Annotated in this window: 22 protein-coding genes and 1 other RNA gene; 3 read left to right on the top strand and 20 right to left on the bottom strand. The window is 50.8% G+C overall.

From position 1 onward, the window contains the following. Positions 1-284: 284 nt before the first annotated feature. The 14 genes from HMPREF9412_RS29160 to rpoE form a co-directional block, all read right to left on the bottom strand. Entirely contained in the window at positions 285-554 is a 270-nt protein-coding gene (locus tag HMPREF9412_RS29160; protein ID WP_009595500.1) for a pro-sigmaK processing inhibitor BofA family protein, read from the bottom strand. Positions 555-600: 46 nt separating this feature from the next. After that, positions 601-888, bottom strand: coding sequence for a hypothetical protein (locus tag HMPREF9412_RS29165; RefSeq protein WP_009595542.1), 288 nt, complete (start codon positions 886-888; stop codon positions 601-603). Positions 889-1,113: 225 nt separating this feature from the next. Beyond that, positions 1,114-1,713: a recombination mediator RecR gene (gene recR / locus HMPREF9412_RS29170; protein ID WP_009595539.1), complete on the bottom strand. Its 600-nt coding sequence runs from the start codon at positions 1,711-1,713 to the stop codon at positions 1,114-1,116. A 25-nt stretch (positions 1,714-1,738) separates the two neighbouring features. Continuing rightward, the gene (locus tag HMPREF9412_RS29175) at positions 1,739-2,050 is read right to left on the bottom strand and encodes a YbaB/EbfC family nucleoid-associated protein (RefSeq protein ID WP_009595540.1); all 312 of its coding nucleotides are present in this window, start codon (positions 2,048-2,050) and stop codon (positions 1,739-1,741) included. Positions 2,051-2,090: 40 nt separating this feature from the next. Continuing rightward, the gene (dnaX, locus tag HMPREF9412_RS29180; RefSeq protein WP_009595512.1) at positions 2,091-3,806 is read right to left on the bottom strand and encodes a DNA polymerase III subunit gamma/tau; all 1,716 of its coding nucleotides are present in this window, start codon (positions 3,804-3,806) and stop codon (positions 2,091-2,093) included. 296 nt (positions 3,807-4,102) lie between these two features. Next, positions 4,103-4,369: signal recognition particle sRNA large type (gene ffs / locus HMPREF9412_RS32340), an RNA gene on the bottom strand. 117 nt (positions 4,370-4,486) lie between these two features. Beyond that, on the bottom strand, positions 4,487-4,684 hold the full coding sequence (gene rpmE, locus HMPREF9412_RS29185; protein ID WP_006207505.1) for a 50S ribosomal protein L31: 198 nt from the start codon (positions 4,682-4,684) through the stop codon (positions 4,487-4,489). 172 nt (positions 4,685-4,856) lie between these two features. Further along, on the bottom strand, positions 4,857-6,134 hold the full coding sequence (locus HMPREF9412_RS29190) for a radical SAM protein (protein ID WP_009595518.1): 1,278 nt from the start codon (positions 6,132-6,134) through the stop codon (positions 4,857-4,859). A 32-nt stretch (positions 6,135-6,166) separates the two neighbouring features. After that, the gene (gene rho / locus HMPREF9412_RS29195; RefSeq protein WP_009595519.1) at positions 6,167-7,495 is read right to left on the bottom strand and encodes a transcription termination factor Rho; all 1,329 of its coding nucleotides are present in this window, start codon (positions 7,493-7,495) and stop codon (positions 6,167-6,169) included. Between the two features lie 154 nt (positions 7,496-7,649). Continuing rightward, positions 7,650-8,909: a UDP-N-acetylglucosamine 1-carboxyvinyltransferase gene (locus HMPREF9412_RS29200; RefSeq protein ID WP_009595499.1), complete on the bottom strand. Its 1,260-nt coding sequence runs from the start codon at positions 8,907-8,909 to the stop codon at positions 7,650-7,652. Between the two features lie 321 nt (positions 8,910-9,230). Further along, on the bottom strand, positions 9,231-10,085 hold the full coding sequence (fba, locus tag HMPREF9412_RS29210; RefSeq protein ID WP_009595530.1) for a class II fructose-1,6-bisphosphate aldolase: 855 nt from the start codon (positions 10,083-10,085) through the stop codon (positions 9,231-9,233). A 174-nt stretch (positions 10,086-10,259) separates the two neighbouring features. Beyond that, a complete protein-coding gene (locus tag HMPREF9412_RS29215; protein WP_009595517.1) occupies positions 10,260-10,652 on the bottom strand; it encodes a response regulator in 393 nt (130 codons plus the stop codon). Between the two features lie 272 nt (positions 10,653-10,924). Continuing rightward, on the bottom strand, positions 10,925-12,526 hold the full coding sequence (locus tag HMPREF9412_RS29220) for a CTP synthase (protein ID WP_009595544.1): 1,602 nt from the start codon (positions 12,524-12,526) through the stop codon (positions 10,925-10,927). A gap of 525 nt (positions 12,527-13,051) precedes the next feature. Next, a complete protein-coding gene (rpoE, locus tag HMPREF9412_RS29230) occupies positions 13,052-13,615 on the bottom strand; it encodes a DNA-directed RNA polymerase subunit delta (RefSeq protein WP_009595507.1) in 564 nt (187 codons plus the stop codon). Positions 13,616-13,980: 365 nt separating this feature from the next. Between rpoE and HMPREF9412_RS29235 the strand changes: the two genes are divergently transcribed. Continuing rightward, positions 13,981-15,129, top strand: a complete 1,149-nt coding sequence (locus tag HMPREF9412_RS29235) for a S8 family peptidase (RefSeq protein ID WP_012818380.1) — start codon at positions 13,981-13,983, stop codon at positions 15,127-15,129. Between the two features lie 112 nt (positions 15,130-15,241). On the opposite strand, the gene argS is transcribed toward HMPREF9412_RS29235, so the two are convergent. The 6 genes from argS to HMPREF9412_RS29265 form a co-directional block, all read right to left on the bottom strand. Further along, the gene (gene argS, locus HMPREF9412_RS29240; RefSeq protein WP_009595534.1) at positions 15,242-16,921 is read right to left on the bottom strand and encodes an arginine--tRNA ligase; all 1,680 of its coding nucleotides are present in this window, start codon (positions 16,919-16,921) and stop codon (positions 15,242-15,244) included. Next, positions 16,918-17,343: a DUF1934 domain-containing protein gene (locus tag HMPREF9412_RS29245; protein ID WP_009595541.1), complete on the bottom strand. Its 426-nt coding sequence runs from the start codon at positions 17,341-17,343 to the stop codon at positions 16,918-16,920. The genes argS and HMPREF9412_RS29245 overlap by 4 nt, the downstream gene beginning before the upstream one ends. A 128-nt stretch (positions 17,344-17,471) precedes the next feature. Then, positions 17,472-17,990, bottom strand: a complete 519-nt coding sequence (locus tag HMPREF9412_RS29250) for a hypothetical protein (protein WP_009595525.1) — start codon at positions 17,988-17,990, stop codon at positions 17,472-17,474. A 129-nt stretch (positions 17,991-18,119) separates the two neighbouring features. Then, complete coding sequence (locus tag HMPREF9412_RS29255) at positions 18,120-18,791, bottom strand: hypothetical protein (protein WP_009595536.1); 672 nt, start codon at positions 18,789-18,791, stop codon at positions 18,120-18,122. A gap of 91 nt (positions 18,792-18,882) precedes the next feature. Further along, the gene (locus tag HMPREF9412_RS29260) at positions 18,883-19,554 is read right to left on the bottom strand and encodes a GNAT family N-acetyltransferase (protein ID WP_009595538.1); all 672 of its coding nucleotides are present in this window, start codon (positions 19,552-19,554) and stop codon (positions 18,883-18,885) included. Between the two features lie 49 nt (positions 19,555-19,603). Beyond that, entirely contained in the window at positions 19,604-20,461 is an 858-nt protein-coding gene (locus HMPREF9412_RS29265) for a carbon-nitrogen hydrolase family protein (protein WP_009595511.1), read from the bottom strand. 336 nt (positions 20,462-20,797) lie between these two features. Here HMPREF9412_RS29265 and HMPREF9412_RS29270 point away from each other — a divergent pair, with 336 nt between their 5' ends. Together HMPREF9412_RS29270 and HMPREF9412_RS29275 are read left to right on the top strand one after the other, a co-directional pair. Continuing rightward, on the top strand, positions 20,798-21,322 hold the full coding sequence (locus HMPREF9412_RS29270) for a phosphatase PAP2 family protein (protein ID WP_036674047.1): 525 nt from the start codon (positions 20,798-20,800) through the stop codon (positions 21,320-21,322). Positions 21,323-21,538: 216 nt separating this feature from the next. After that, a complete protein-coding gene (locus tag HMPREF9412_RS29275) occupies positions 21,539-23,614 on the top strand; it encodes a serine hydrolase domain-containing protein (RefSeq protein ID WP_009595526.1) in 2,076 nt (691 codons plus the stop codon). Positions 23,615-23,707 lie beyond the last annotated feature (93 nt).

Here is a 23,707-nt window from a genome sequence, read left to right on the forward strand (position 1 = left end):
TTTATGCTCCATCATCCGACAAACCAAAGCTTGTACATGATGATTTCGCAATGGATCTCACTAGTGAAATCCTTACTCACTCGTTGTTCAGTTTTCAAAGATCAATCACATTTTGTTTGTCGTCCGCATCTCAGCGGCGACTTTTATAATATATCATACTAGCTTGCTGTTGGTCAAGAGTTTTTTTAATTATTTTTCTAATCCATATTCTGCCTGACCGGTGAATCTCTATCACCCGCAATCAAACGGGCGAACATTAATGTATCATAGAATATAAGCATACGTCAACTACCTAATATCGTAAATTTTAAACCGACAAGAAGGGCCACACCCGGCAAGCCAAGGACCATGACCGTTCCTATGGTCATCGGATTCAGAGGAATATACGCTTCAGCTGCTAATCCGGTGAAATTCACAACATAGATCGCTACAGCCGAAAGGGCCAGATGCGCCCCGAATACAGTTAGCCATCCCAGCCCGAGCTTCTTTCTAAACACAACATAGATAAGCAGCAAGAGCGAAATGCATAGTACGCCAAGCACAATCAATTTCATAGATACTCCTCCTTTAAAGGTCATTAAGAATCCTATCAACTCTCGTTTAACCATTCTCCCTTTTTTGCTCGATATACTGCATCCTTGCTCCATCCAGATTGAGCTGCTTGGCCTGTTTGAGATTCATCTGGTATTTACGCTCTGCCGCCTCCAACATGTAGATCGCATAATCGATCTGATCCTGTCCCGTAGCCTCCTGGAACAGCAAGTGCGCCCGCTCCCACTCCATCTGGGATCTCTGGACGTCCAAGAAGACATGCCACATCCGTTCTTGCTCCTCTGCCGTGATATACGTTTCCTCTTCTTTCTTCCTCGACTTCCACCATATCTTCATTCCGTTCACTCCCTATGAATATGAAAGATTAACCTGCCCTTATAAAGACCGTCTGTAACATTCATATCGAGAGAGGGACAAACTTAGAACCATAAGAACACTTTGAATTTCTACTTTCTTTGCCTAGAAATGTGCAAACAAAAAAACGAGCCATCAGAATCGCTTCCAATGCTCGTTCTTATGTTGCTTTCATATTTCCATCAAATGCTGCGGGAATCAATAATATCAGTTCAGTTCTCTTCGACCTTCAAGCGCTTTGGATAAAGTCACTTCATCTGCATACTCCAGGTCGCCGCCAACCGGCAGTCCATGGGCTATACGAGTCACCTTAATATCAAAAGGACGGACCAGGCGCGATATGTACATCGCCGTTGCCTCTCCCTCGATATTAGCGTTCGTCGCCAAAATGAGTTCTTTCACTCGTTCGTCACTCAAGCGCGTGAGGAGCTCCTTCAAACGGATTTCATCCGGCCCGATTCCCTCCATCGGAGATATGGCCCCATGGAGGACATGATAGTAGCCCTCGAATTCCTTCGTGCGCTCCATCGCCACCAGATCCTTCGCATCCTGTACAACGCAGATGATCGAGGCATCCCGAGTCTTGTCCTGACATACCCGGCATGGATCCGTATCCGTGATGTTGCAGCAGACGGAGCAGTAGTGCAGATTCCTTTTGACACTGACTAGCGCTTTGGCAAAATCAATAACGTCATCTTCCTTCATGTTCAGAACATGAAAAGCCAGGCGGGCGGCCGTTTTCGGCCCCACACCCGGCAGTCGCGTAAAGGCATCGATGAGCTTCGCGATCGGTTCAGGATAGTACAAATGTAACTACTCCTTCTAGGTTAGTTTAGAACAAGCCCGGGATTTTCATGCCGCCGGTGAATTTGCCCATATCGGCGTTCGCAATTTCTTCAGCCTTGGCAAGTGCATCGTTAACCGCAGTCAGCACCAGATCCTGCAGCATTTCCACATCATCCGGGTCAACCGCCTCAGGCTTGATGTTGATGGACAAAATTTGTTTATGGCCATTCGCTTCTACGGTAACCACGCCGCCGCCGGAAGTTCCTTCAACGGTTTTTGTAGCAAGCTCTTCCTGCGCCTTCAGCATTTGCTCCTGCATCTTTTTCACTTGCTTCATCATTTGGTTCATATTATTCATGATTCATCTCTCCTTATAATAGGGTGCACGTAGGGACGCGCTAGTCTTTTATGACAACGAGGTCTTCTCCAAACAGCTGGATCGCCTCATCAATCCATGGTTTTTCTCCACCGGCATCAGCTTCTTCATGTTCCAGCTTAAGCTCTTCCGCCTGAGGCTTGCCGACTCCTTCTACCGCATCATTCCAGTCACGAAGCATCATGGTCACCAGATGATACGGCTTGCCGAGCATAGACTCAAGAACCCCTTCAATCACCTGTTTGTTGGCAGGTTTCTCCGTGGTTTCGCGGTGGATGTTGTTTTTGAAAGCGACAAGAACCTTGTCTTCCCATACGGATACGGGCTCACCATCCATCAGCCATGCGTGAACCGTTACCTTCTCCTCTTTCACGTTCTGCAGAATTTGGGCCCACTGCCGATGTACAGCGGTATAATCCTCTCCGGTCCGGGAGGATACGTACTGATCCATATGCTGCGGAATCTTGGCCGTTGAAGCTGCTTTCGGTGCAGGTGTACGGGCAGACTTGGCGGGTTCGCGTTGATTCGATGCAGGAACACCGTTTTGAATCAGACGCTCCAGCTTTTTCTCAAGTGCGGCTACATGCTGCTTCAGCTGAGCCAGTTCTCCCGCATCGGCGGTAGAATGGACAGCTGCGGACCCGCCCCCGGATTGGGTAATGCCGGAAAGCTTGAGCAGTGCCACCTCAAACAGGGTTTGCGGCTGCGAGGCATATTTCATCTCACTCTGATAACGGTTGAGCGTATCGATCATTTGAAACAGCTCATCCCGGCTGAAGGCATTAGCCATCTCCTGAAACTCGGCCGGGTTCAAAACCCGATCGGTCAGCTTGTCGGCATCGGGAACCATCTTGATCATAAGCAAATCGCGGAAATAGTACAGGAGATTCTCCATGCATTTATCTGCGCTTTTTCCCTCCTGCATAAATTGCTCCACGATCTGCAGGACCAATCCGGCATCCCCCTGCTTCACGGCGCCGGCCAGACGGCCAAACTGCTCTGAGGCAATGCCTCCCGTCATGTCCATGACCTGCCGGTAAGATACGGTACCTCCAGTGAAGGAAGCGATCTGATCCAGAATGCTCAATGCATCCCGCATACCGCCATCCGATAGACGCGCAATATACTGCAGCGCTTCATGCTCAGCCGTAATGCCTTCTTCCCCGCAGATCTGCTCCAGACGTCCGGTTTGTTCCTCCAGGGAAACCCTACGGAAGTCAAACCGCTGACAGCGTGAGATAATCGTTGCCGGAAGCCTGTGCGGCTCTGTTGTCGCTAGTATAAACATCACATGTGCCGGCGGTTCCTCCAGCGTTTTCAGCAAGGCATTGAACGCTTCCGTCGTCAGCATGTGTACTTCATCAATAATATAAACCTTGCGCCGCACTTCGGTCGGTGCGTATTTGACTTTCTCCCGCAAATCACGGATTTCCTCGACGCCGCGGTTGGATGCCGCATCGATCTCCTGGACATCCATGACGGCTCCGGACGTTATGCGCCGGCAGGCCTCGCATGCATTGCAGGGTTCCTCAGCCGGACCATGCTCGCAGTTCACGGCTTTGGCCAAAATTTTAGCGGCACTGGTCTTGCCCGTACCCCGTGGACCGCTGAACAGGTAGGCATGGGAAACCCGCTGCTCGCGAATGGCATTCTGCAGGGTCTGGATAATATGCTGCTGGCCCACCATGTCGCCGAACGACTGTGGTCGCCAAGCTCGATATAACGCGATATGTTCCACTATGCTTTACCCTCTTTCAACTTCCACTTCGCGAAGATTAGGACATCCAAGGCTCACACTCAAAGCCCAATCATCACGTGCTTTACAAGTTATATTCATGGTCAATCCCAGCCTAAACGGCATGAGTCGACGGTTATATTATACTACATTCTATACTACTTTCCCCTGCCTTAGCAAAACGTTTACTTGGAAAACTTTATCCAAAGTTCACGTGAAGCATTCGCTCCAATATAGAATCCCGCCTCGACAAAAAACACCCTTGCCAAAGGCAAAGGTGTTATGTGCAGATATGTATACCGTGCACCTGTTATTGATCATTGCGATCCGAGCGGCAATCCTGAGCAGCAACTCGGGCTAGGCACTCCTCCGGCACAAAAGCGGTCTTGCTTATGGCTGCTTCCTTCCGGACCTGACCAGGTTCACAAGTGCTCATTGCGGAGGACCCAACCGTCAACGTTGAGCGCAGGGACCAGCCTCACATCGACAACACCTCTAACAGGAATTCAACCTCGCTACAGCGGATTGCGAGTTACAGGGCACCGCTACCTCCCCGTCTAGCACGGCGAACTTTAGTATATCGCATGGCTACCAAAAAAGCAACCGACGGAAGAAGTTGCATACTCCATCAGCCCTGTAGACAGACAAAAACCCTTCGGCCACAAGGGCGAAGGGTTTGTTTATTAGATACCGTATTTCTTCTTGAATCTATCAACACGACCGCCAGCATCCAGGAATTTCTGTTTACCTGTGAAGAACGGATGACAGTTCGAGCAAATCTCTACACGAAGATCGGGTTTCACAGAACCTGTTTCAAACGTATTACCGCAAGCACAAGTAACTGTAGTAACGTGATATTTCGGTTGAATATCTTGTTTCATTGTAGCTTTCACCTCTTTCCGCCCTGAGCCTCATGCGGACCCAGAGTTATATGGACACATAAAAGGAGTATAGCACGAGCATATTGAATGCGCAATAGTCCATACACAAATCATCAGACAAGTCCGCAATTGGAACTACACCCTATTTTTAGCACATTCGAGTCCGTGCCGGTTAAATAATCGAAGGCCGCTTTTTCGGTCTCGCCTGCCCAGCAGGGGGCACATGCGTATAGGAGCCGATCACCACATCCGGCAGCTCCTCCTGCATGATCTCGATCGCCTGCTTCATTCCGAGAATCTCGCCTTGCGCAGGCGGGATGAGGCCAAGATAGCTCTCAGGGTCAATATTCAGATTGCGAAGCTGAATCAATTTGAGTCCCGTGCGCCGGGCAAACTCGATCATGGCTTCCAGCTCTTCCTCGCGGTCGGTCACGCCCGGAAAGATCAGATAGTTAATGGATGTATATACGCCCTGATCCGTTGCGTAACGAAGAGATTTCTCCACATTAGCGAGCGTGTAGCCTCTTGGCTTGTAGTATGCGTTATAATGGGCATCCAATGCACTGATCGTGCTGACTCTCATCAGATCAAGACCCGCATCCACGATACCGCGGATAAAATCGGTCAGTCCCGCATTGGTGTTAATATTAATGTAACCCATGTCGGTCTGTGCCCGGACTTCTCTCATGGCCTCTATAATGATCTTCGCCTGGGTGGAGGGTTCGCCCTCACAGCCTTGGCCAAAGCTGATGATCGACTCCGGGGTCTTCAGATGCTCCAGCATGACCTGCACCAGTTCATCCACTCTCGGACGGAAGTTCATGCGCGTCTGCGGGGAGACAAAACCGCTGTCATCCGGCTGTTCCGAAATGCAACCGAAGCAGCCCGCATTGCAGGAGTAAGACACGGGAACCGCGCCTTCCCAGCGATTCAGGAAGGTGTTGGACGCCGTCAGGCACTCGTATCCCAACGCACAGTTAGACAGATGTTCGTAGAGCCGGTTCTCGGGATACTTCTCCTTCAGCGTCTTAACCCCAAGCTCAAGGTCGTCCAGGTCACAATTCACAGGATTCCATTTCTCGGGATCGTCGGACAAACGCGCCGTCGTATAGAAAGCGCCATCCTTCCATACGACTGCCGAATAACCAAACAGCGGCAGCTTATACTCCTTGTCCGACTTCACGTACCCCGGCAGGCAGAGCCGGGTGTAGCCTTGCGGCAGAAGCGCTCCGACAGCCGTATACCCGTCCTCAAGCGGCATCATGTCACCGGTCTCCGGATCCATTCCGATCGCTCGGGTACTCGGCAGTCCGACCAGCGTAGCTCCCTCCGGCAAAGGTATCAATTCATCCTCCAATATCTCGACGATCATATCTCCGCTGCGGGCCAGCCCGAACAGCTCGGAATGATCGTATACATTCCCTTGTTCATCTGCATAAACCAAATACATGTTGATCTCCTATTCTCCGGTTGATTCAGGGCTTAGCTCTGAGGGGCCGTCGCCGCAGATGCACGCGATGGACGTCTGGCTGTCTGGCCCTGAGTCCCGGTTCCGCCGCCGTTGTTGGCATTCACGTCAAATGATGCCAAGAACTCCGCGTTATTCTTGCTCTCACGCATTTTTTTAAGGAAGCCTTCCACAAAATCGGCAGAGTCGTTCATATTTTTGCGGATCGCCCAAATGGTATCCAGTTCATCCTTGTTCAGCAGCACCTCTTCGCGCCGGGTACCGGAGCGACGAATATCGATCGCCGGGAAAATACGGCGTTCCGCGAAGCGGCGGTCCAAGTGCAGCTCCATGTTGCCTGTGCCTTTAAATTCCTCATAAATGATATCATCCATCCGAGATCCGGTTTCAACCAAGGCTGTCGCCAGGATCGTCAGACTTCCGCCTTCCTCCACGTTACGAGCCGATCCGAAGAAACGTTTCGGCCGATGGAATGCCGCAGGATCAATACCGCCGCTCAGCGTTCGGCCGGACGGAGGAATAACCAGGTTGTACGCACGGGCCAGACGGGTGATGCTGTCCAGCAAGATAACCACGTCCTTCTTATGCTCCACCAGCCGCAAGGCGCGCGACAATACCAGTTCCGCCACTTTAATATGGTTCTCCGGAAGCTCGTCAAAAGTAGAAGCAACCACCTCACCCTTAACGGAACGCTGCATATCCGTCACTTCTTCAGGCCGTTCATCGATGAGTAAAACAAACAGTTCAATCTCTGGATTGTTGGTTGAGATGCTGTTGGCGATTTCTTTTAAGAGGAGCGTTTTCCCTGCTTTTGGCGGTGCCACGATCAAACCGCGTTGTCCTAAACCTACGGGTGCAAGCAGATCCATAATTCGGGTTGACAACTGATTAGGGGATGTTTCAAGAACAAGCTTTTCTTGCGGATATAGAGGAGTCAAGGCTGGGAAGTGTAATCGTTCCGCTGCGACGGCAGGATTCTCGCCATTGACGGCGTTGACCTGCAGCAGCCCGAAGTAACGTTCGTTCTCTTTCGGCGTCCGGCATTTGCCCGAAACCAAATCTCCGGTCCGCAAATCGAATTTGCGGATCTGGGAGGCTGAAATGTAGATATCCTCCGTGCTCGGCAAATAGTTGATCGGTCTCAGAAAGCCGTATCCTTCCGGCAAAATCTCGAGTACGCCCTCCATGAACATCAAGCCGCTCTGTTCAGCCTGCGCCCGGAGAATGGCAAATATCAATTCTTTTTTCTTCAACTGGCCATAATAAGGAATCTGATACTTCTTGGCCAGCTTATACAGATCCGTCAGCTTCATGCCTTCCAAATCGGCTATTTGTAAATCCATTCAATAACCACCTATTCAATTATTTGTTTCTGTCGCAGCAGTTCCCTGCTGTCATGTAGTCTATTAGTCTATGAGAGCTTTACTAGGAGCATTACCCAAATCAGAGGGAGATATGCAGTTTCCACCACACATTTCCCTCATTTTGGTAAAAAAATCACTCTTCTTCGGTCTCACGCCACACGTCGGCACCCAGTTCGCGTAAATTGGAAACAAGATGGTCATAGCCGCGGTCGATGAATTCCACGCCGCTTACCTCCGTTATCCCTTCAGGCACCGTCAGTCCCGCAATGACAAGAGCCGCACCCGCGCGCAGATCGGTCGCTTTGACCTTGGCTGCATTCAGCGGGCCGCCTTCGATGATGGCAGAGCGTCCCTCCACGCGAATTTTGGCTCCCATGCGAACGAGCTCCGGTACATGTTTAAATCGGTTGCTATATACAAAATCACTAAGGACGCTGACGCCTTCCGCTTGCGTAAGGAGGCTGGTCATCGGTGACTGCAAATCCGTTGCAAATCCAGGATATATAAGCGCCTTCACATCCACATGCTGATACCGGTTTTTACCGATCACGCGGATGCTTTCGTCCAGCTCTTCAATGCCCACACCCATCTCGATCAGCTTGGCCGTGAGGGCCTCAAGATGTTTCGGGATGACGTTGTCAATCAGAACATCGCCGCGCGTAGCTGCGGCAGCAATCATATATGTACCGGCCTGAATCCGGTCTGGAATAATGGAATGTCGGCAGCCATGCATCTCGGTCACGCCCTCGATCCGGATGGTTTCCGTTCCGGCGCCCTTAATGACAGCTCCCATGGAATTTAAAAGTGTTGCAACATCTATAATTTCAGGCTCTTTCGCCGCGTTTTCGATAATTGTGGAGCCTTTGGCCTTGGCAGCCGCCAGCATAATGTTAATCGTTGCACCCACGCTGCTCACATCGAGGTAGATCTTCGCGCCCCGCAGCTCTTTGGCATGCAGGTGAATCGAGCCGTGTTCATTGGTCACGGTCGCGCCAAGCGCTTCAAAGCCCTTGATGTGCTGGTCGATGGGACGAGGTTCAAAATTACAGCCGCCCGGCAGGCCGATCACGGCTTCTTTAAATCTTCCAAGCATGGCGCCCATCATATAGTAGGACGCGCGCAGTTTCTTGACGGGTCCGTTAGGCATCGGAATGGATTTGATATCAGAAGGGTCAATTCTCATCTGATTGCCTTCCCATGAAACCTGCCCGCCTAATTCCTCAAGGATCTCAGCATAAACAGCCACATCGCTGAGAAGCGGCAAATTATCAAGTACGACTTCCGATTCCGCCAGGATTGCGGCGGGAATTAACGCAATAGCACTGTTCTTGGCACCGCTGATTGTTACAGCACCTCGCAGTGGGCGTCCACCGCTGATCATCAATTTTTCCATAAGCTTTCGGTTCCCCCTACATCACTTCGCAGCCGGAAATGGTTCTGATGCCCGTCATACAAGAAAAACGTCGTATCGACGTTCCTAAAGGATGACAGACGCAATAAGCGTTCGTTTTCGTAGCGATTATCCGGTTGTGAAGCCTCACAATCCGCTTGCGCTTTTTGATAACTTAATAAATGAAATGGAAAAACACCGGCTATGCGGTGTGCTTTCCATTTCATTGTATGCAGCATAAGACAGCCTAAAATATCTTAGGTGATTCCTATCGTCATGTTGCGGCCACGAAGGCTACAAGCGACTTTTGTGTGTTACGGGTGATTAAGCTTGATTGTTGGAACCAAACTCACGGATTTTGCCGACAACGGTTTCCTTGATTGCCTCGCGGCCTGGTTTCAGGAATGTGCGCGGATCGTAAGCTTCCGGTTTAGCGGCAAGCACTTCACGAACAACTTTGGTGAACGAGATTTGGTTCTCGGTGTTCACGTTGATTTTGGAAGTACCTAAGGAGATAGCTTTCTTGATGTCATGCGTCGGGATGCCCGTACCGCCATGAAGCACCAACGGAAGTTTCACAGCATTGCGAATCTCTTCCATCTCTTTGAAACCAAGGTTCGGTTCGCCTTTGTAAGGACCATGAACAGAACCAAGCGCAGGCGCCAATGTGTCGATGCCTGTCTCGTTCACGATGCGTACGCAGTCGTCAAGCTTCGCGTACATTACGTCGCCTATAACGTCATCCTCTTGTCCGCCGACCATGCCAACTTCGGCTTCAACGGAAACGCCTTTTGCGTGAGCATACTCAACCACTTGTTTCGTTGTTGCAATATTCGTCTCAATCGGGCTATGGGAATCATCGATCATAACCGAAGTGAACCCTGCGTCGATTGCTTCTTTACATTTCTCAACACTTGAACCGTGGTCAAGGTGAATGGCAACAGGAACTGTAACTTTCAGGTCCTCCATCAAACCTTTTACCATGTGTACAACGGTGCTGAATCCACCCATGTAACGAGCTGCGCCTTCGGAAACACCAAGAATGACCGGTGATTTCTCTTGCTCTGCCGCTTCAAGAATTGCATATGTCCACTCCAGGTTGTTGATGTTGTATTGACCAACAGCATATTTACCTTCGAGTGCTTTGTTCAGCATGTCTGTCATTGATACTAATGGCATGGTTTCATCCTCCTATAGATGCTTAGTTTGTCTATGGTTTTTAGCCGATATAACATACGGACTTATTATACCACATCGCGTCATAAATACTAAACAAGCATTTCCTAAATTGCTGCGAAGGAACTCACATTCTGGCAAAAAAAAGAATTCCGCCCCTTGAGCAGAATTCATCATTCAACCGATGTTGTTCGCGGTCCCTTTCAGCTGCATGTTGACGGCTTGCCGCATCTCGTCGATGTCGAAGGGTTTGGTAAAATGCATCAGTGCTCCAAGATCGGTCGCTTCCTTGATCATGTCAAGCTCTCCGTAGGCTGTCATCATGATCACCTTAATGTCCGGATTCATCTGTTTAATATGCTTCAAAATCTCAAGCCCGTCCATTCCAGGAATTTTCATATCCAGCAGCACCAAATCCGGGGCATGCATCTTCACGATTTCAAGGGCAGCCTTGCCGTTCGCCGCTTGGAACGTCTCATATCCTTCACTGCTGAACACTTCCACAAGCAGGATGCGGATCCCATTCTGGTCATCCACAATCAGCACTTTGTGTTTGCTTTGTTTGCTCATCCTTCCAACCTCCCGATACTTAAATCGTACAATGAGTATATGCAAACTCGAAAGTTCCTAACTTTCCCATAAACCGGCCATTATTTGTATTCGCCTGTAGATGTCGAATTCCTTCCTGTCCTAAAAAAAGTAAGAAAAAAAGATCGCGAATTTGCTGCATCCGAAATCGACAGCGCTGGACAGGAATTACGGACCTCAGCTCCACCCTTCGCGTAGCGACAAACCAATTTGCACGCAAAAAAAGAGCCTCTTCAAAAAGAGGCTCTTCCCAATTATGCCTGATGCTGGATCGAGGCTTTTACAAATTCACGGAACAATGGCTGCGGACGGTTCGGACGGGAAGTGAATTCCGGATGGAATTGCACGGCGAGGAACCAAGGATGTCCTGGCAGCTCCACGATCTCGACCAGACGTCCGTCCGGTGAAGTACCGGAAATACGCAGGCCCGCTTTCTCGATATCTTCGCGGTATTGGTTGTTGAACTCGTACCGGTGGCGATGTCTTTCGTAAACCAGCTCGTCCTGGTAGCAGGACTCCGCAAGCGATCCCGGAACCAGCTTGCAAGGATACAGGCCAAGGCGCATCGTTCCGCCAAGATCCTCGATATCCTTCTGCTCCGGAAGCAGGTCGATAACCGGATATTCGGTAGCCGGATCAATTTCGGAGCTGTTCGCGCCGTTCAGACCTACGATCGAACGGGCATATTCGATGACGGACACTTGCATGCCAAGGCAAATGCCGAAGAATGGAATGTTGCGCTCGCGGGCATAACGGATCGCGCTGATCTTGCCTTCGATACCCCGGTCTCCAAATCCACCAGGTACCAGAATACCGCCGATGCCGTTCAACGTCTCTTCCACATTGTCCGCCGTAATTTCCTCGGCGTTCACCCAGCGGATCTTCACGTCGGCATTGGCATCAAAGCCGGCATGGGACAGGGATTCTACTACGCTGAGGTAGGCGTCATGAAGCGCGACATACTTGCCGACAATCGCAATCTCAACGGTCTTCTCCAGCTTGGAGACGCGCTCCACCAGATCTTCCCACTCGCTCATATCCGGCGCAGGAGTCGTCAGCTTCAGATGATTGACAACAATTTCGTCCAGGCCTTCATCGCGCAGATTCAGCGGCACCTCATATAGGGAAGATGCGTCGCGGCATTCTACGACCGCGTTAGGGTCGATATCGCAGAAAAGCGCGATTTTGGCTTTCATCTCGGTTGAAAGCTCATGCTCCGTACGGCACACGATGACATTCGGCTGAATGCCGATGCTGCGGAGTTCTTTTACACTGTGCTGCGTCGGCTTCGTTTTCACTTCACCGGCTGCCTTAATATATGGAATGAGGGTTACATGAATATACATCACGTTCTCACGGCCAACATCGCTCTTGATTTGGCGGATGGCCTCCAGGAAAGGAAGGCTTTCGATATCGCCGACCGTTCCGCCGATTTCGGTAATGACCACATCCGAACCCGCTTCACGACCCGCACGGAATACGCGCTCCTTGATCTCGTTCGTAATATGAGGAATAACCTGCACGGTGCCGCCCAAATATTCCCCCCGGCGTTCCTTGCTAATAACAGAAGAGTATACTTTTCCTGTTGTCACGTTGCTGTTCTTCGACAGGTTAATATCGATGAAGCGCTCATAGTGTCCCAGGTCCAGGTCGGTTTCCGCACCGTCGTCAGTAACGAACACTTCGCCATGCTGGTAAGGACTCATGGTGCCCGGATCTATATTAATGTACGGATCGAATTTCTGAATCGTTACCTTGAGCCCTCTGTTCTTAAGCAATCTACCGAGCGAAGCGGCGGTAATTCCCTTACCTAGAGATGACACGACTCCGCCTGTTACAAAAATATACTTTGTCACTGTTAAAAACCCTCCTATATAATCTCCATAACTTCAGGCGACATATGATGTTTATCCTAACCCGTTTTCCCCTGATTCATCAGAGGGACCAACAAAAACATCGCTCGCTTCCAATAATGGTGAGCGAGCTGACCTCCGACCTATTACAAACCGCATATATTGACGCTAAAATGATCCCCATCGGGCTGCCGGTACGGCATAACGTTATGAGGCTTCAGGGCGAGCGATTCCAATACATCTTAATACTCTGCATATCTGAAACTTGGTCTTTCTATATTGGCCCGGAAGCTAGCGTCGTTTACACTTTCCGAGCCTTAAAAACAAAAAAGTGACCCCGAATAAATAACGGGGCACTTTTATATTAAACATATTTAATCCACAATCATAAGCCCAAGCAATAGTTTACTCTGTGCCTTGTCTGCTTGTCAAGAGAAGAACCAACCTCAAAATTCCCCAATCGGCCGACATCGTAAAACACGGTCATAAACCATGCGTACTGGCTTAAATTCCGAGCGGAATGACAGATTAATCTCTGTCGTCTTCCTCAAACTCTTCCTCTTCCAGTTCTTCTTCATCGGAATCCGCATCTTCGTCATCCAATTCCTCATCATCCAGAACAACGTCTTCATCTACATCATCGTCAGCATCGTCATCATCCGGGAAGAGATCGTCGTGATCATCATCTTCCTCATCGATGCTGTCGAAATCCTCTTCGGCATCGTCGCCGCTATAGGTATCCTCTTCATCCGTGAAGTCATCGTCATCATCGTCTTCATCATTGATGATCCGCGGACGTTTGGCGTTCGCAATCGGATCTTCGGACTTCTCCAGCGGATACCAGCGCTTTAGTCCCCACAGATTCGTTCCTACACATGCGAAACGTCCGTCTATATTGATCTCGGTATATAACTGGGCAATCGTTTCGTTAATTTCCTGTTCCGTAAAGCCGCGAAGCTTGGCCACCTCATTCATCAGGTCACGGTAATAATACGGCGTATTCGCCGCCTTCAGAACCATAAAAGCCAGGTCAACCATCGGGATTTCCTGAATCTTCTCCGGATCGATCTTTAAATTGAGCGGATTACTCACTAACGCACACTTCCTCTCACACAATCTTCACGTTATACCCTCAACATATCCATTATCAAAACTAAGTAAAACCTATTTGGAAATAAAAATCAAGTTTTTATGCTCCATTACCCATCAGATACCAAAGGGAAAAAGACGGAGACTATTCTCTCCGCCTTCTGACTGTACCCGCCCCTAGGATCGACTCCTTACGGGATAGATGAGAGAACCTTGATATTCTCTCCATGTATCTTATGTTAGCCCTGCTGCTTTGACACGGGAAACAGGGCCTATTTCCCGGAAAAAGGGCAACATCCCATTCGGGCACTCTCCCCGGCTCATACAATACTGAAGCAACGGTTCATCGAGAAGGGAGATTGCCACACATGGATTACACCCGGATCATGCAATCACTACTTGCAGAGACGAACCCTATGCGGAACGTCCGGGAAATGAACCGGCGGCTCCTCACGTTTCATGACCCTCAGCTGTACCAGAAATGCATCCGCGAATGGAACCGGCTCGCAGGGAAAAGGCGTTTCCCGAGTTCGGTCAGCCGCTCGCCGCTTACTCGCACCATCATCGCTCCAGCTCCCCAAACCGCGAAGTTTGAAGCGGAGTTTCGGAACGAACTGATGGTTGAAGAGGATGAACAGGTTCATATCCACGCCATACAGGGGACAATAGGAACGCTAACCGGGATCCCATGGGGTATCAAGCAAATCAAAGCCCCTCAAGCCTGGTCTACCTCGACAGGACACCGCGTGAAGATTGCCGTTATCGACACAGGGGTGGATTTCGGTCACCCGGATCTGAAGTATTCGCTGACCCGAGGGGTCAACCTCGTCCATCGCAACATCCCGCCTTATGACGACAATGGGCATGGAACGCATATCTCGGGCACCATCGCTGCAGCAAACAGCACCCAAGGTATGATCGGCGTTGCTCCCAGATCTGTCGTGTATCCGGTCAAAGCCTTTGATCACAACGGCTCCGCCTTCGTGTCGGATATCATTCTGGCCATCGACTGGTGCGTGCGGGCCGAGATCGATATCATCAATATGAGTTTTGGCATGCAGACCCGAAGCCGCACGCTGCTGGATATCGTAAGCAAGGCCAACCAAGCAGGCGTCCTCATTGTGGCCTCTTCCGGCAATGACGGCAAACGCCGTACCGCGGACTATCCTGCCCGTTATCCCCAAACGATATCCGTCGGAGCTACCGACCGCAGCCGGAGGATCCCCGGCTTCAGCAATCGTGGGCAATTTGTCGATATTTATGCGCCCGGAGATAAAATCGTGTCAGCCTGGCTGCAGGGAAAATACCACGAAATGAGCGGCACTTCCATGGCCACTTCACACGTCAGCGGAGCAATCGCCCTGCTTCTTGCCCAGAAGCCTGACTTGAAAAAAACAGCTACGATCAAGGCCCTGCTGCGGCGCACCTCCTCCCCCCTTAAGCTCAAAAAAGGATACAGCGCCTCCGATGGAGAGGTAAATGCCTTGAAATTTTTGCGCGAGGGCATGAAATTATAAATTCGGTTCATCGGCAACTGCAAACGCCATTTCGTTCACGCATTAAAAACAGCCGTCTTTCCTAAGAAAGACGGCTGTTGGCTGTTATGGCATATGAAAGGGAGGGCCCTTCTTACATGCGTTCCGGCGCCGATACGCCCATCAGGCGAAGCACGTTGGCAATGACCGTGCGGACCGCTCCCAGCAAAGCAAGGCGGGCCTGCGTTTGATTCGCGTCTTCCGTAATCACGCGTTCAGCTCTGTAGTAGCTGTGGAACAAGGAAGCCAGTTCATATACATACCGGATAAGCCGGTGCGGTGCATAGTTCTCCGCAGCAAGCGACACTTCCTGCGGGAGCTCTCCCATTTTGCGCAAAATGTCGTATTCATGCTCGGCGGTCAGAACGCTCAGGTTGACGTCGGCAAGCGGCAGGAGGCTAACGCCTTGCTCCTCCGCTTGGCGGAATACGCTGCAAATGCGTGCGTGTGCATACTGTACGTAGAAGACCGGATTCTCGTTGGACGTGGACACCGCCAGATCCATATCGAAATCCAAATGCGAATCCATGCTGCGCATGGTGAAGAAATAGCGGATCGCGTCCACGCCGACCTCATCCATCAGATCTTCCATCGTGACCGCTTTACCGGTACGCTTGGACATCTTCACCTTCTCGCCGTCCTGGAACAGGCTGACCATCTGGGCGATCAATACGATGAGTTTGTCCGGGTCATTGCCGAGCGCCTCCATGGCAGCCTTCATGCGCGGAACGTAACCATGGTGGTCGGCTCCCCAAATATTCAGGATCTTGTCATAGCCGCGCTCGTATTTATTGCGGTGGTACGCAATATCCGGCGTCAGGTAGGTATACGTTCCGTCATTCTTAACGAGGACGCGGTCTTTGTCATCCCCATAATCGGTGGTGCGGAGCCAGGTTGCCCCATCCTTCTCGTAAGCTTCGCCCTTGGCTTTCAGTTCTTCCAGGGATTTCTCCACCAGTCCATCCTCATACAGGGACGTTTCGCTAAACCACTCGTCAAAATGGACGCGGAATCGATTCAAATCGCGTTTGATTTTACCAAGTTCCTTCTCAAGCCCGAATTGACGCAAGAATGCCGTTCTCTCGCCTGGGTCCATCGATAGCAAGGAATCGCCTTTCTCGGCTACAAGCTCTTTGGCAAATCCTTTGATATCCTCGCCATGGTATCCGTCTTCAGGCATTTCGGCATCCTGACCGAGCTCCTGCAAATAGCGGGCTTCGAGGGATTTAACCAGGTTCACTACTTGGTTGCCTGCATCATTGATGTAGTATTCGCGCGTAACTTCGTATCCTGCAAAATCAAGCACATTGCAAAGGGCATCGCCTACCGCCGCCCCGCGGGCATGTCCAAGATGCAGACTTCCGGTGGGATTGGCGCTGACAAACTCCATCTGGACCTTTTGCCCTTCGCCCGTAGCGATCCGCCCGTAGTTATCGCCCTGTTCCTGAACCAATGCCACGATCGGATAGAGATACCCCTTGTCCAAGGTAAAGTTAATAAACCCGGGCCCGGCGATCTCCGCTTTCTCAATGGAAGCCTTTGCCGTATCCAAATGTTCCAGGATAGCTTCCGCGATTTGCCGCGGGTTCTTCTTGGCAATCCGCGTCAGCTGCATCGCTACGTTCGTAGCCAAGTCGCCGTGCGACTTATCCTTCGGAACTTCCAGCGTAATGGCGGGCAGCTCCTCGCGGGACACCAGTCCGGCAGCTACGGCAGCGTCTCCTACCGCCTCTGCAACCAGCCCGTTAATGTGATCTAATGGATTCATTGTCATGATTCATGTGCCTCCTGAATAGTCAAACTGATCGAAAAGTGTCCCGAAAACTCGTCAAACACATATAAATCATACGCCCAAGCCGCTCGTCCGGTCATGCCCTCTAGCGCTAGCTCCAGACGCTGGGTGTGCGTAGACAGATTAAATGAAGTGAACGGGGAGCGATAATACCCTGGCAATCGCTGACCCAGCTTAAACGCCTGCTCGGACTCCACCTCGCCGTGACGGATCAGCTTCAGCTCGTCCTCCGTCAGCTTGAGCATGGCCCGGGTTTCCCCCTGATGCGGTCCAAGCGCAGGCTCCGTATAGCGCACATACAGCACTTTCCCCTTGATAAACGCCTCTGCGGGAAGCTCCTGTATCGTATTCTCTCCTTCGTGAAGGCTCTGAAGACGGATGCTCACTTGTTTTCGGTCGTTCATGTACGTTCCTCTTTTCCTTACCTATTGTATTACTATATCCAGTATAGCCTTGCAATTCAAATGAGGATTTTAGCAAAAGTAAAGAAAAATGTCTTTCGTCTTATTTTGGGAGAGGTTGGAGCGCATCGTCAATTCCCGTATTTCTTGGCCCATTGCTCGCGCCATTCCCCGAAACTGTTGCCCGTGATTTCCTCCAAGGTCTTTCCATCAATAGAATAAGGGGCTCCAGCTAAATCGTTCCGATCAGGGAACGAGGTTCCCCCGATGACCTTCCCCTCCGACATCATCACGAATAAGGCCGTATTCGTATTATACATGCGGTCAAGCGGATGCCCGGAAACCTTGAAACGATAAGTGACAATTTCTTTTCCGTAGTAGTTTGCCGGATCTTGGCTCTGTACACTCCATGTCTGAATATAGGGGATTGCGCCGGTACCGGGTGCGAGAAGAGATTTCTCAAGCGTATAAGTAATCGGTTTACTGGAGTGGCTTACAATCTTATAGCCCAGCGATTTCACGTAAGAGGCCGCTATCTTCTGTTCCTCGGACATGGGTTTGCCGAGATGAACGCTTAGTTGCATGAATGAATATAGGATTACGATGCTTAAACCAATACCTGCCCATAACCAAATACGATTTCGCTTCATAAGCAGCCTCCCCATTGCGTCGACCTGGCCGTTCATAAGATTAGAATACCAAAAAATTGAAATCAATGGGCGGTCAAGAAAAAGAATAGGCCTGATTCAAGAAGAATCAGGCCTGATCCATACTATAGGTTACAGCGGAAGCAAGGATACCTTCTCCCGCACGTCCAGCTTGGCCACCATGTCGTTCCAGGCTTGCGGTTTCTCAGGCAGCACCGAATAGTATCGTCTCAAGAAGTTGGCAATCAGCTCCGCAGGCAATTCATCAACAGCATCGTCGCCCGGCATGAAGCAGAAATCAAGCCCGCTCACCGCCTCGCCATCATTGTTCCAGGAGGGATGCACATAGTCGATATCTGTGCGTTTGTAACCCAGATGCGACAGGACTTCGCGGCGAACGAACGGATCCATGGGTTTCACGCCGCCGAATGCATGGTCCTGCACCCGATATGGATCGTAAATCTCGGCAAACATGCCGAACAGCTCTTTGCCGTTTGCCGCCGCCAATTGATTCAGATCCTTCAAGCGATGTTGTGCCAGGAATCGGCCGATGCCGAGCCCTTCACGCCCGATAATGGTAAAATCGGTCATCGCCACGTTCCAGTCCTCGTAATAGCGGTATTCCGTCGTACCCACCACTTCGTCCTCATGCAGGGCAACAAATACCCGAATGCCCGGATCTTCGAGCGGCTCCTTCCATAAGCTGAATTCCAGCACCTCTTCCGGAGGGAACACTCCCTTCATGAGATCGTGCATTTTGCGGAACAAGGGATCGTCGATGCTCGTAATGCGAATATATTCCATCAATTAAAAGCCTCCTTATATATGTAATGAAAATATCTTTATATTCAGCGAAGATATCTGAAGCCGTAAATCACCATCCAATATAAACTCTTCACTCTCGGAACGGATTCTTCCATTCCATCAAGGCCCCGTAATTGCAGGACTCCTCATCCTCCAAATACTCTGCCGCTACCCCAACGGGCGTCCGGCCGCACCGGAGCAGGAAGGTAATTACGGGATCTTTGAGATCTCCCCGTACAACGGCATCCAAATATTCCGCGGCCGACATTTCGTGCGCATGCCGATGATAGCCGGGCATCCGTCCGCCGCCAAGCAGCCGGTCCAGTCCCCGTTCGACGGTCACGTGATACAGCGACTGAATCAGCCATTTGCCGAGTCCAAGCTTGCGAAAGCGCGGCCGGACGCAAATGTCGGCGATGTACAGCGTGTTTCCGTCCGGCTGATGCGTGCGGATGTATCCGTTATCCGTGGCCTCCGCCCAGGAGTGGGCAGGCTCCATCGGATCGTAATCCACAATGAGCGAGGTGATGGAGCCTGCGAGCATGCCATCCACTTCAACGCATAGCGCGCCCTCGGGAAACAAGGTGACATGCTGCATCAGCTGTTCCTTGTTCCACCATTGCTCCGGCGGATACGGAGGCGGGAACGTCTCGGATTGAATGGCGATCAGCTCGTCGAACTCCGCTTCGGTGTAGCCTCGAATGACAACCGGCACCGGCCGGGCGTCGTCGAATACATAAAACTGTTGATGAAACCGGGCCATTTCCTCCACACCGCCTTTATCCTATTTTTTCAAATCATGATAAAAAGACTTACTCCCAATCTGGATACAAATCCGTACGCCGGTCACGCCATGTCGTGACGGAGCCCTTCTCGCGCACTTGATACAATAAATCCAGATCGAGATCGGCGGTAATGATCATGTCGTTGTTCAGCTCTCCCTCGGCCAGCAGGCCCTTCGGCGGGAACGGAATATCGTTCGGCGTAATGATGGCAGCCTGCCCGAAGTTGGCACGCATCAGATCCACGGTAGGCAGCGATCCAACCGTGCCGGTCAGCACCACATAGATTTGATTCTCGATGGCGCGGGCATGGCTGGTATAACGCACGCGGTGGAATCCGTGGCGATCATCGGTGCAGGACGGACAGAAAATGACGTCGGCCCCTTTGGCCTTGGCCATGCGCACGATCTCGGGAAATTCGATGTCATAGCAGGTGAGCATCGCGATGGTGCCTTTTTCGGTCTCGAATACTTCGAGCCCTTCGCCGGCCCCCATGTTCCAGCCGGTTATCTCCGAAGGCGTAATATGAATCTTCGCCTGCTCCGCAATGCGGCCGTCCGGATAGAACAGATGCGCCACATTGTAAAGCTTCCCTTCCCGGCGAATGACGTGGGTCCCGCCAATGATATGCATGTTATATTGCTTCGCAAAGCCCTGGAACAGCTCGCGGTAACGGTCTGTGAAATCCGGAAGGTCATTGATCGTTAAAGCCTGGCCCTGATCGTCCCCGATGGACATCAGCTGCGTCGTGAAAAATTCCGGAAACAGCACAAAATCGGCTTCGAACTCCTCCGCCGTTCGGATATAATGCTCCGATTGACGGGCAAAATCGTCAAAGGATTGAATCGTGTGCAGATGATATTGCACGGCAGAAACGCGAAATTTCATGCTTCTCCTCCTTATGCATGGTTAGATGCTTTCATTATATCGGATTCCGGGCTTAGAGAACATGGGAACATCAAGTCGCCGTCAATTGGAAACCATAACTTTAATCACGTCCCTTACAGTATACGGTTATCATCGAAAGTACTTATGCCGAAGAAAGCTTGAATTATGAAAAAATACTCGCCATTCATACCCACGCTTAACAATTCTCCTGTATACTGTCGTATGTAAGCCTCTTGTCTACGCGATCAATCCCGGCCCTTACAAGCATACACCCGAGCCCGTTTTGACTCAGGGCTATCAGCTTGCCAAACTATAATGTGAGGTGTTCTGTTCACAATGATAACTCGTTCGATGGATTGGCTTCAGCAACATGACCACCTTATCTTCCGCTGGTTAAACCGCAAGATCAGCAACAAAATGGTGGATTCGATGCTCGCGCTGGTCACCCATATGGGGGGTGCTATCTTTACCATTGTGCTGACACTTTCGATAGCGTTTTTTGCACCGGAGCCGTGGGATACGATGGGATGGCAGAGCTTTATCGCACTGTCCCTCAGCTTCCTGATTACGGCTCTCATCAAAAAGAAACTGCGGCGCATCCGGCCATACCAGGCATTGGAAAAAGTGAGGTTTGAAAAGAAACCGATGAAGGACCATTCGTTTCCTTCCGGGCACTCGACGGCTATATTTTCCATCATCACGCCGTTTCTGTTCGTAACGCCCTGGCTGTCATTGATCTTGATCCTGCTGGCGCTTACGGTCAGCCTGTCACGGGTTTATCTCGGCTTTCATTATCCTTCGGATTGCCTGGCCGGCAGTTTCGTCGGCACCGCTTCGGCACTCCTGATCGTGCTTAGTTAAATAACCAGGCATTACCATACGGTCCTCGCGACTAATGATGGGATGCCTGGTTTTTTTTACTCCTTCTCATCTCTTCATGTCTCACCTAACAACGTTTCAACACCCGGACTATATCTGATTCATCACAGATTTACGAAAAACATGAAAAAAATTCGAACCATTCCCGCTGGTAAATCGTACTAACTTATACATTCATAATAAGGAGGTATTTGTTCATTGAAGAAAAGATTATCACGAATGCTGGTTGCCCTGCTCGCGGTTACGATATTCCTTCCAGCCGGAGCCATGGCAGCAGATAACAGCCAGACTGCCGCTGCAGGAGGGGGTCTTGAGAAGATCGCCGCAGAGAAAGCCAAGCTGCTCACCGAGACGTATGGAACGACAAGCGTCCAATATGCCCTGATCGACAACGGCAAGATTACCGTGTCCGGGCAAGCGGGCGTCAATGATATCGAAGGAAAGATCCCGTTGACCGAAGATACGATGTATGGGATCGGCTCCGCGAGTAAAGTGTTCACTGCCGCCGCGGTCATGAAATTGGTGGATGACGGGAAGATCAACCTGGATGCGCCTCTCGTTCAGTACATACCCGAATTCACGATGAAAGACGAACGCTACAAAAAAATCACGCCGCGCATGCTGCTTAACCATTCCTCCGGTCTGCAGGGCTCAAGCCTGAACAACGCGTTTTTGTTCGAAGATAATGACCCGCATGCACATGACACGCTGCTGAAGCAGTTGTCCACCCAAAACCTGAAGGCAGACCCGGGTGCATTCTCCGTGTATTGCAATGACGGATTCACGCTCGCCGAGATTCTCGTGGAAAAAGTGAGCGGCAAGGATTTTACCGCATTCATTCATGAACATTTTACCGAGCCGTTAAACATGGACCACACCAAGACATCCCAAGACACATTGGATTTAAGCCAAATGGCGGGCCTCTATTATCCGGCTCATCAAGGACAGCTGCCTAACGAGACCATCAATGTCATCGGAACCGGCGGCATCTACTCCACGGCCGAAGACCTGGTGCAGTTTGCGCAGATTTTCACCGGGGAAGCCGAAGGAATCCTCTCAGATCAGTCTGTAAAAGCCATGGAGCAGGAAGAGTATAAAAAAGGCCTGTGGCCAGAAGATGCCGATAATTCGTTCGATTATGGACTTGGCTGGGACAGCGTGAGACTGTTCCCGTTTAACCAATATGACATGAAAGCCGTGACTAAAGGCGGCGACACCATTCTATACCACGCTTCGCTCGTTGTGCTTCCGGAGCAGAACATGGCAGCTGCCGTATTATCTTCCGGCGGTTCGAGTTCAACCAACCAATTGCTGGCAAACGAAATTTTGCTGCATACGCTCAAGGAAAAAGGCACCATCAAGGAATTCAAGCCGGAAAAATCGTTCGGCAAACCGGTCCAAGCGGATATGCCTGACAATATGGCGGAATTCGCCGGTTACTATGGCGTGACGAATCAGCAGATGAAAGTCGACATCAAGGACGGCGAACTGTCCATTACCGTACCGATGGTACCGGACTATCCTGCCGAGAAATATGTATACACCGCGGACGGAACGTTTGTCAGCGCGGATGGCAGCATCAAGGTCAGCTTCGTTAAGGAAAAGAATGATCGCATCTACCTATGGGTAAGACAATATGTTTCGATTCCTGGACTGGGACAGATGGCCTTGTCGCAATATTCAGCCGAAAAAATGGAAGCGAACCCGCTGTCCAAGGAAACCGCTGCCGCATGGGCGAAGCGGGAAGGCGAAACGTTCTATCCATTGAACGAGAAATTCACATCGCTGATGTACTTCATTACGAAACCGACGGTAGAGATTAACAGCAAGAGCGGCCTGGAAGGATATCTGATCGACAAGCAGATCATCGATCCGGATACCGCAGTAAGCCAGCACCAGGTTCCGGCGATTGGCAGCCGGGATACGTCCGAATTCCGCTTCTATAAGGAAAAAGGCGTAGAGTATCTCGAGGGTGCTGGATCCCTGTTTATCAGCGGCAAGCACGTGAAGCCGCTGTATAAAGGGAAAAAATCCACCGTTACCCTGCAAGCCGACGGCTATGCCAAGTGGTATACCGTTCCTGAAGCAGCCGCAGGCAAAACCATGACGGTAACCCTGCCGGCGGAAGGCGCATTCGCCGTATACGATGAGAAAGGCACGGTCGTAAACTACACCGTGGTCAGCGGCTCCAACGAAGTTAAGCTCCCGGCTAACGGAGCTGTCGTATTCGCCGGTGCCCCAGGTTCGGCATTCGGCATCACCCTGCAGCCGTAATGAAGGTGGGCAGCGGGTTTACATGATTCCATGTCAATCCAAGATGACCTAAAAATAGAAGCACCTCAACCAAGGGCTCATTCCTTTGGTTGA

Source organism: Paenibacillus sp. HGF5 (genome assembly GCF_000204455.1).
Taxonomy (GTDB): Bacteria; Bacillota; Bacilli; order Paenibacillales; family Paenibacillaceae; genus Paenibacillus_AQ; species Paenibacillus_AQ lautus_A.

Bases quoted from the DNA above. Each gene is read 5' to 3' on its own strand.
- HMPREF9412_RS29165 (WP_009595542.1), bottom strand. From the start codon at position 888: ATGAAGATATGGTGGAAGTCGAGGAAGAAAGAAGAGGAAACGTATATC.
- fba (WP_009595530.1), bottom strand. From the start codon at position 10,085: ATGCCATTAGTATCAATGACAGACATGCTGAACAAAGCACTCGAAGGT.
- HMPREF9412_RS29200 (WP_009595499.1), bottom strand. From the start codon at position 8,909: ATGGAAAAATTGATGATCAGCGGTGGACGCCCACTGCGAGGTGCTGTA.
- HMPREF9412_RS29255 (WP_009595536.1), bottom strand. From the start codon at position 18,791: ATGGAATATATTCGCATTACGAGCATCGACGATCCCTTGTTCCGCAAA.
- HMPREF9412_RS29190 (WP_009595518.1), bottom strand. From the start codon at position 6,134: ATGTATTTGGTTTATGCAGATGAACAAGGGAATGTATACGATCATTCC.
- HMPREF9412_RS29270 (WP_036674047.1), top strand. From the start codon at position 20,798: ATGATAACTCGTTCGATGGATTGGCTTCAGCAACATGACCACCTTATC.
- argS (WP_009595534.1), bottom strand. From the start codon at position 16,921: ATGACAATGAATCCATTAGATCACATTAACGGGCTGGTTGCAGAGGCG.
- HMPREF9412_RS29160 (WP_009595500.1), bottom strand. From the start codon at position 554: ATGAAATTGATTGTGCTTGGCGTACTATGCATTTCGCTCTTGCTGCTT.
- rpmE (WP_006207505.1), bottom strand. From the start codon at position 4,684: ATGAAACAAGATATTCAACCGAAATATCACGTTACTACAGTTACTTGT.
- HMPREF9412_RS29175 (WP_009595540.1), bottom strand. From the start codon at position 2,050: ATGAATAATATGAACCAAATGATGAAGCAAGTGAAAAAGATGCAGGAG.
- HMPREF9412_RS29260 (WP_009595538.1), bottom strand. From the start codon at position 19,554: ATGGCCCGGTTTCATCAACAGTTTTATGTATTCGACGACGCCCGGCCG.
- HMPREF9412_RS29235 (WP_012818380.1), top strand. From the start codon at position 13,981: ATGGATTACACCCGGATCATGCAATCACTACTTGCAGAGACGAACCCT.
- rho (WP_009595519.1), bottom strand. From the start codon at position 7,495: ATGGATTTACAAATAGCCGATTTGGAAGGCATGAAGCTGACGGATCTG.
- HMPREF9412_RS29245 (WP_009595541.1), bottom strand. From the start codon at position 17,343: ATGAACGACCGAAAACAAGTGAGCATCCGTCTTCAGAGCCTTCACGAA.
- HMPREF9412_RS29215 (WP_009595517.1), bottom strand. From the start codon at position 10,652: ATGAGCAAACAAAGCAAACACAAAGTGCTGATTGTGGATGACCAGAAT.
- HMPREF9412_RS29250 (WP_009595525.1), bottom strand. From the start codon at position 17,990: ATGAAGCGAAATCGTATTTGGTTATGGGCAGGTATTGGTTTAAGCATC.
- HMPREF9412_RS29265 (WP_009595511.1), bottom strand. From the start codon at position 20,461: ATGAAATTTCGCGTTTCTGCCGTGCAATATCATCTGCACACGATTCAA.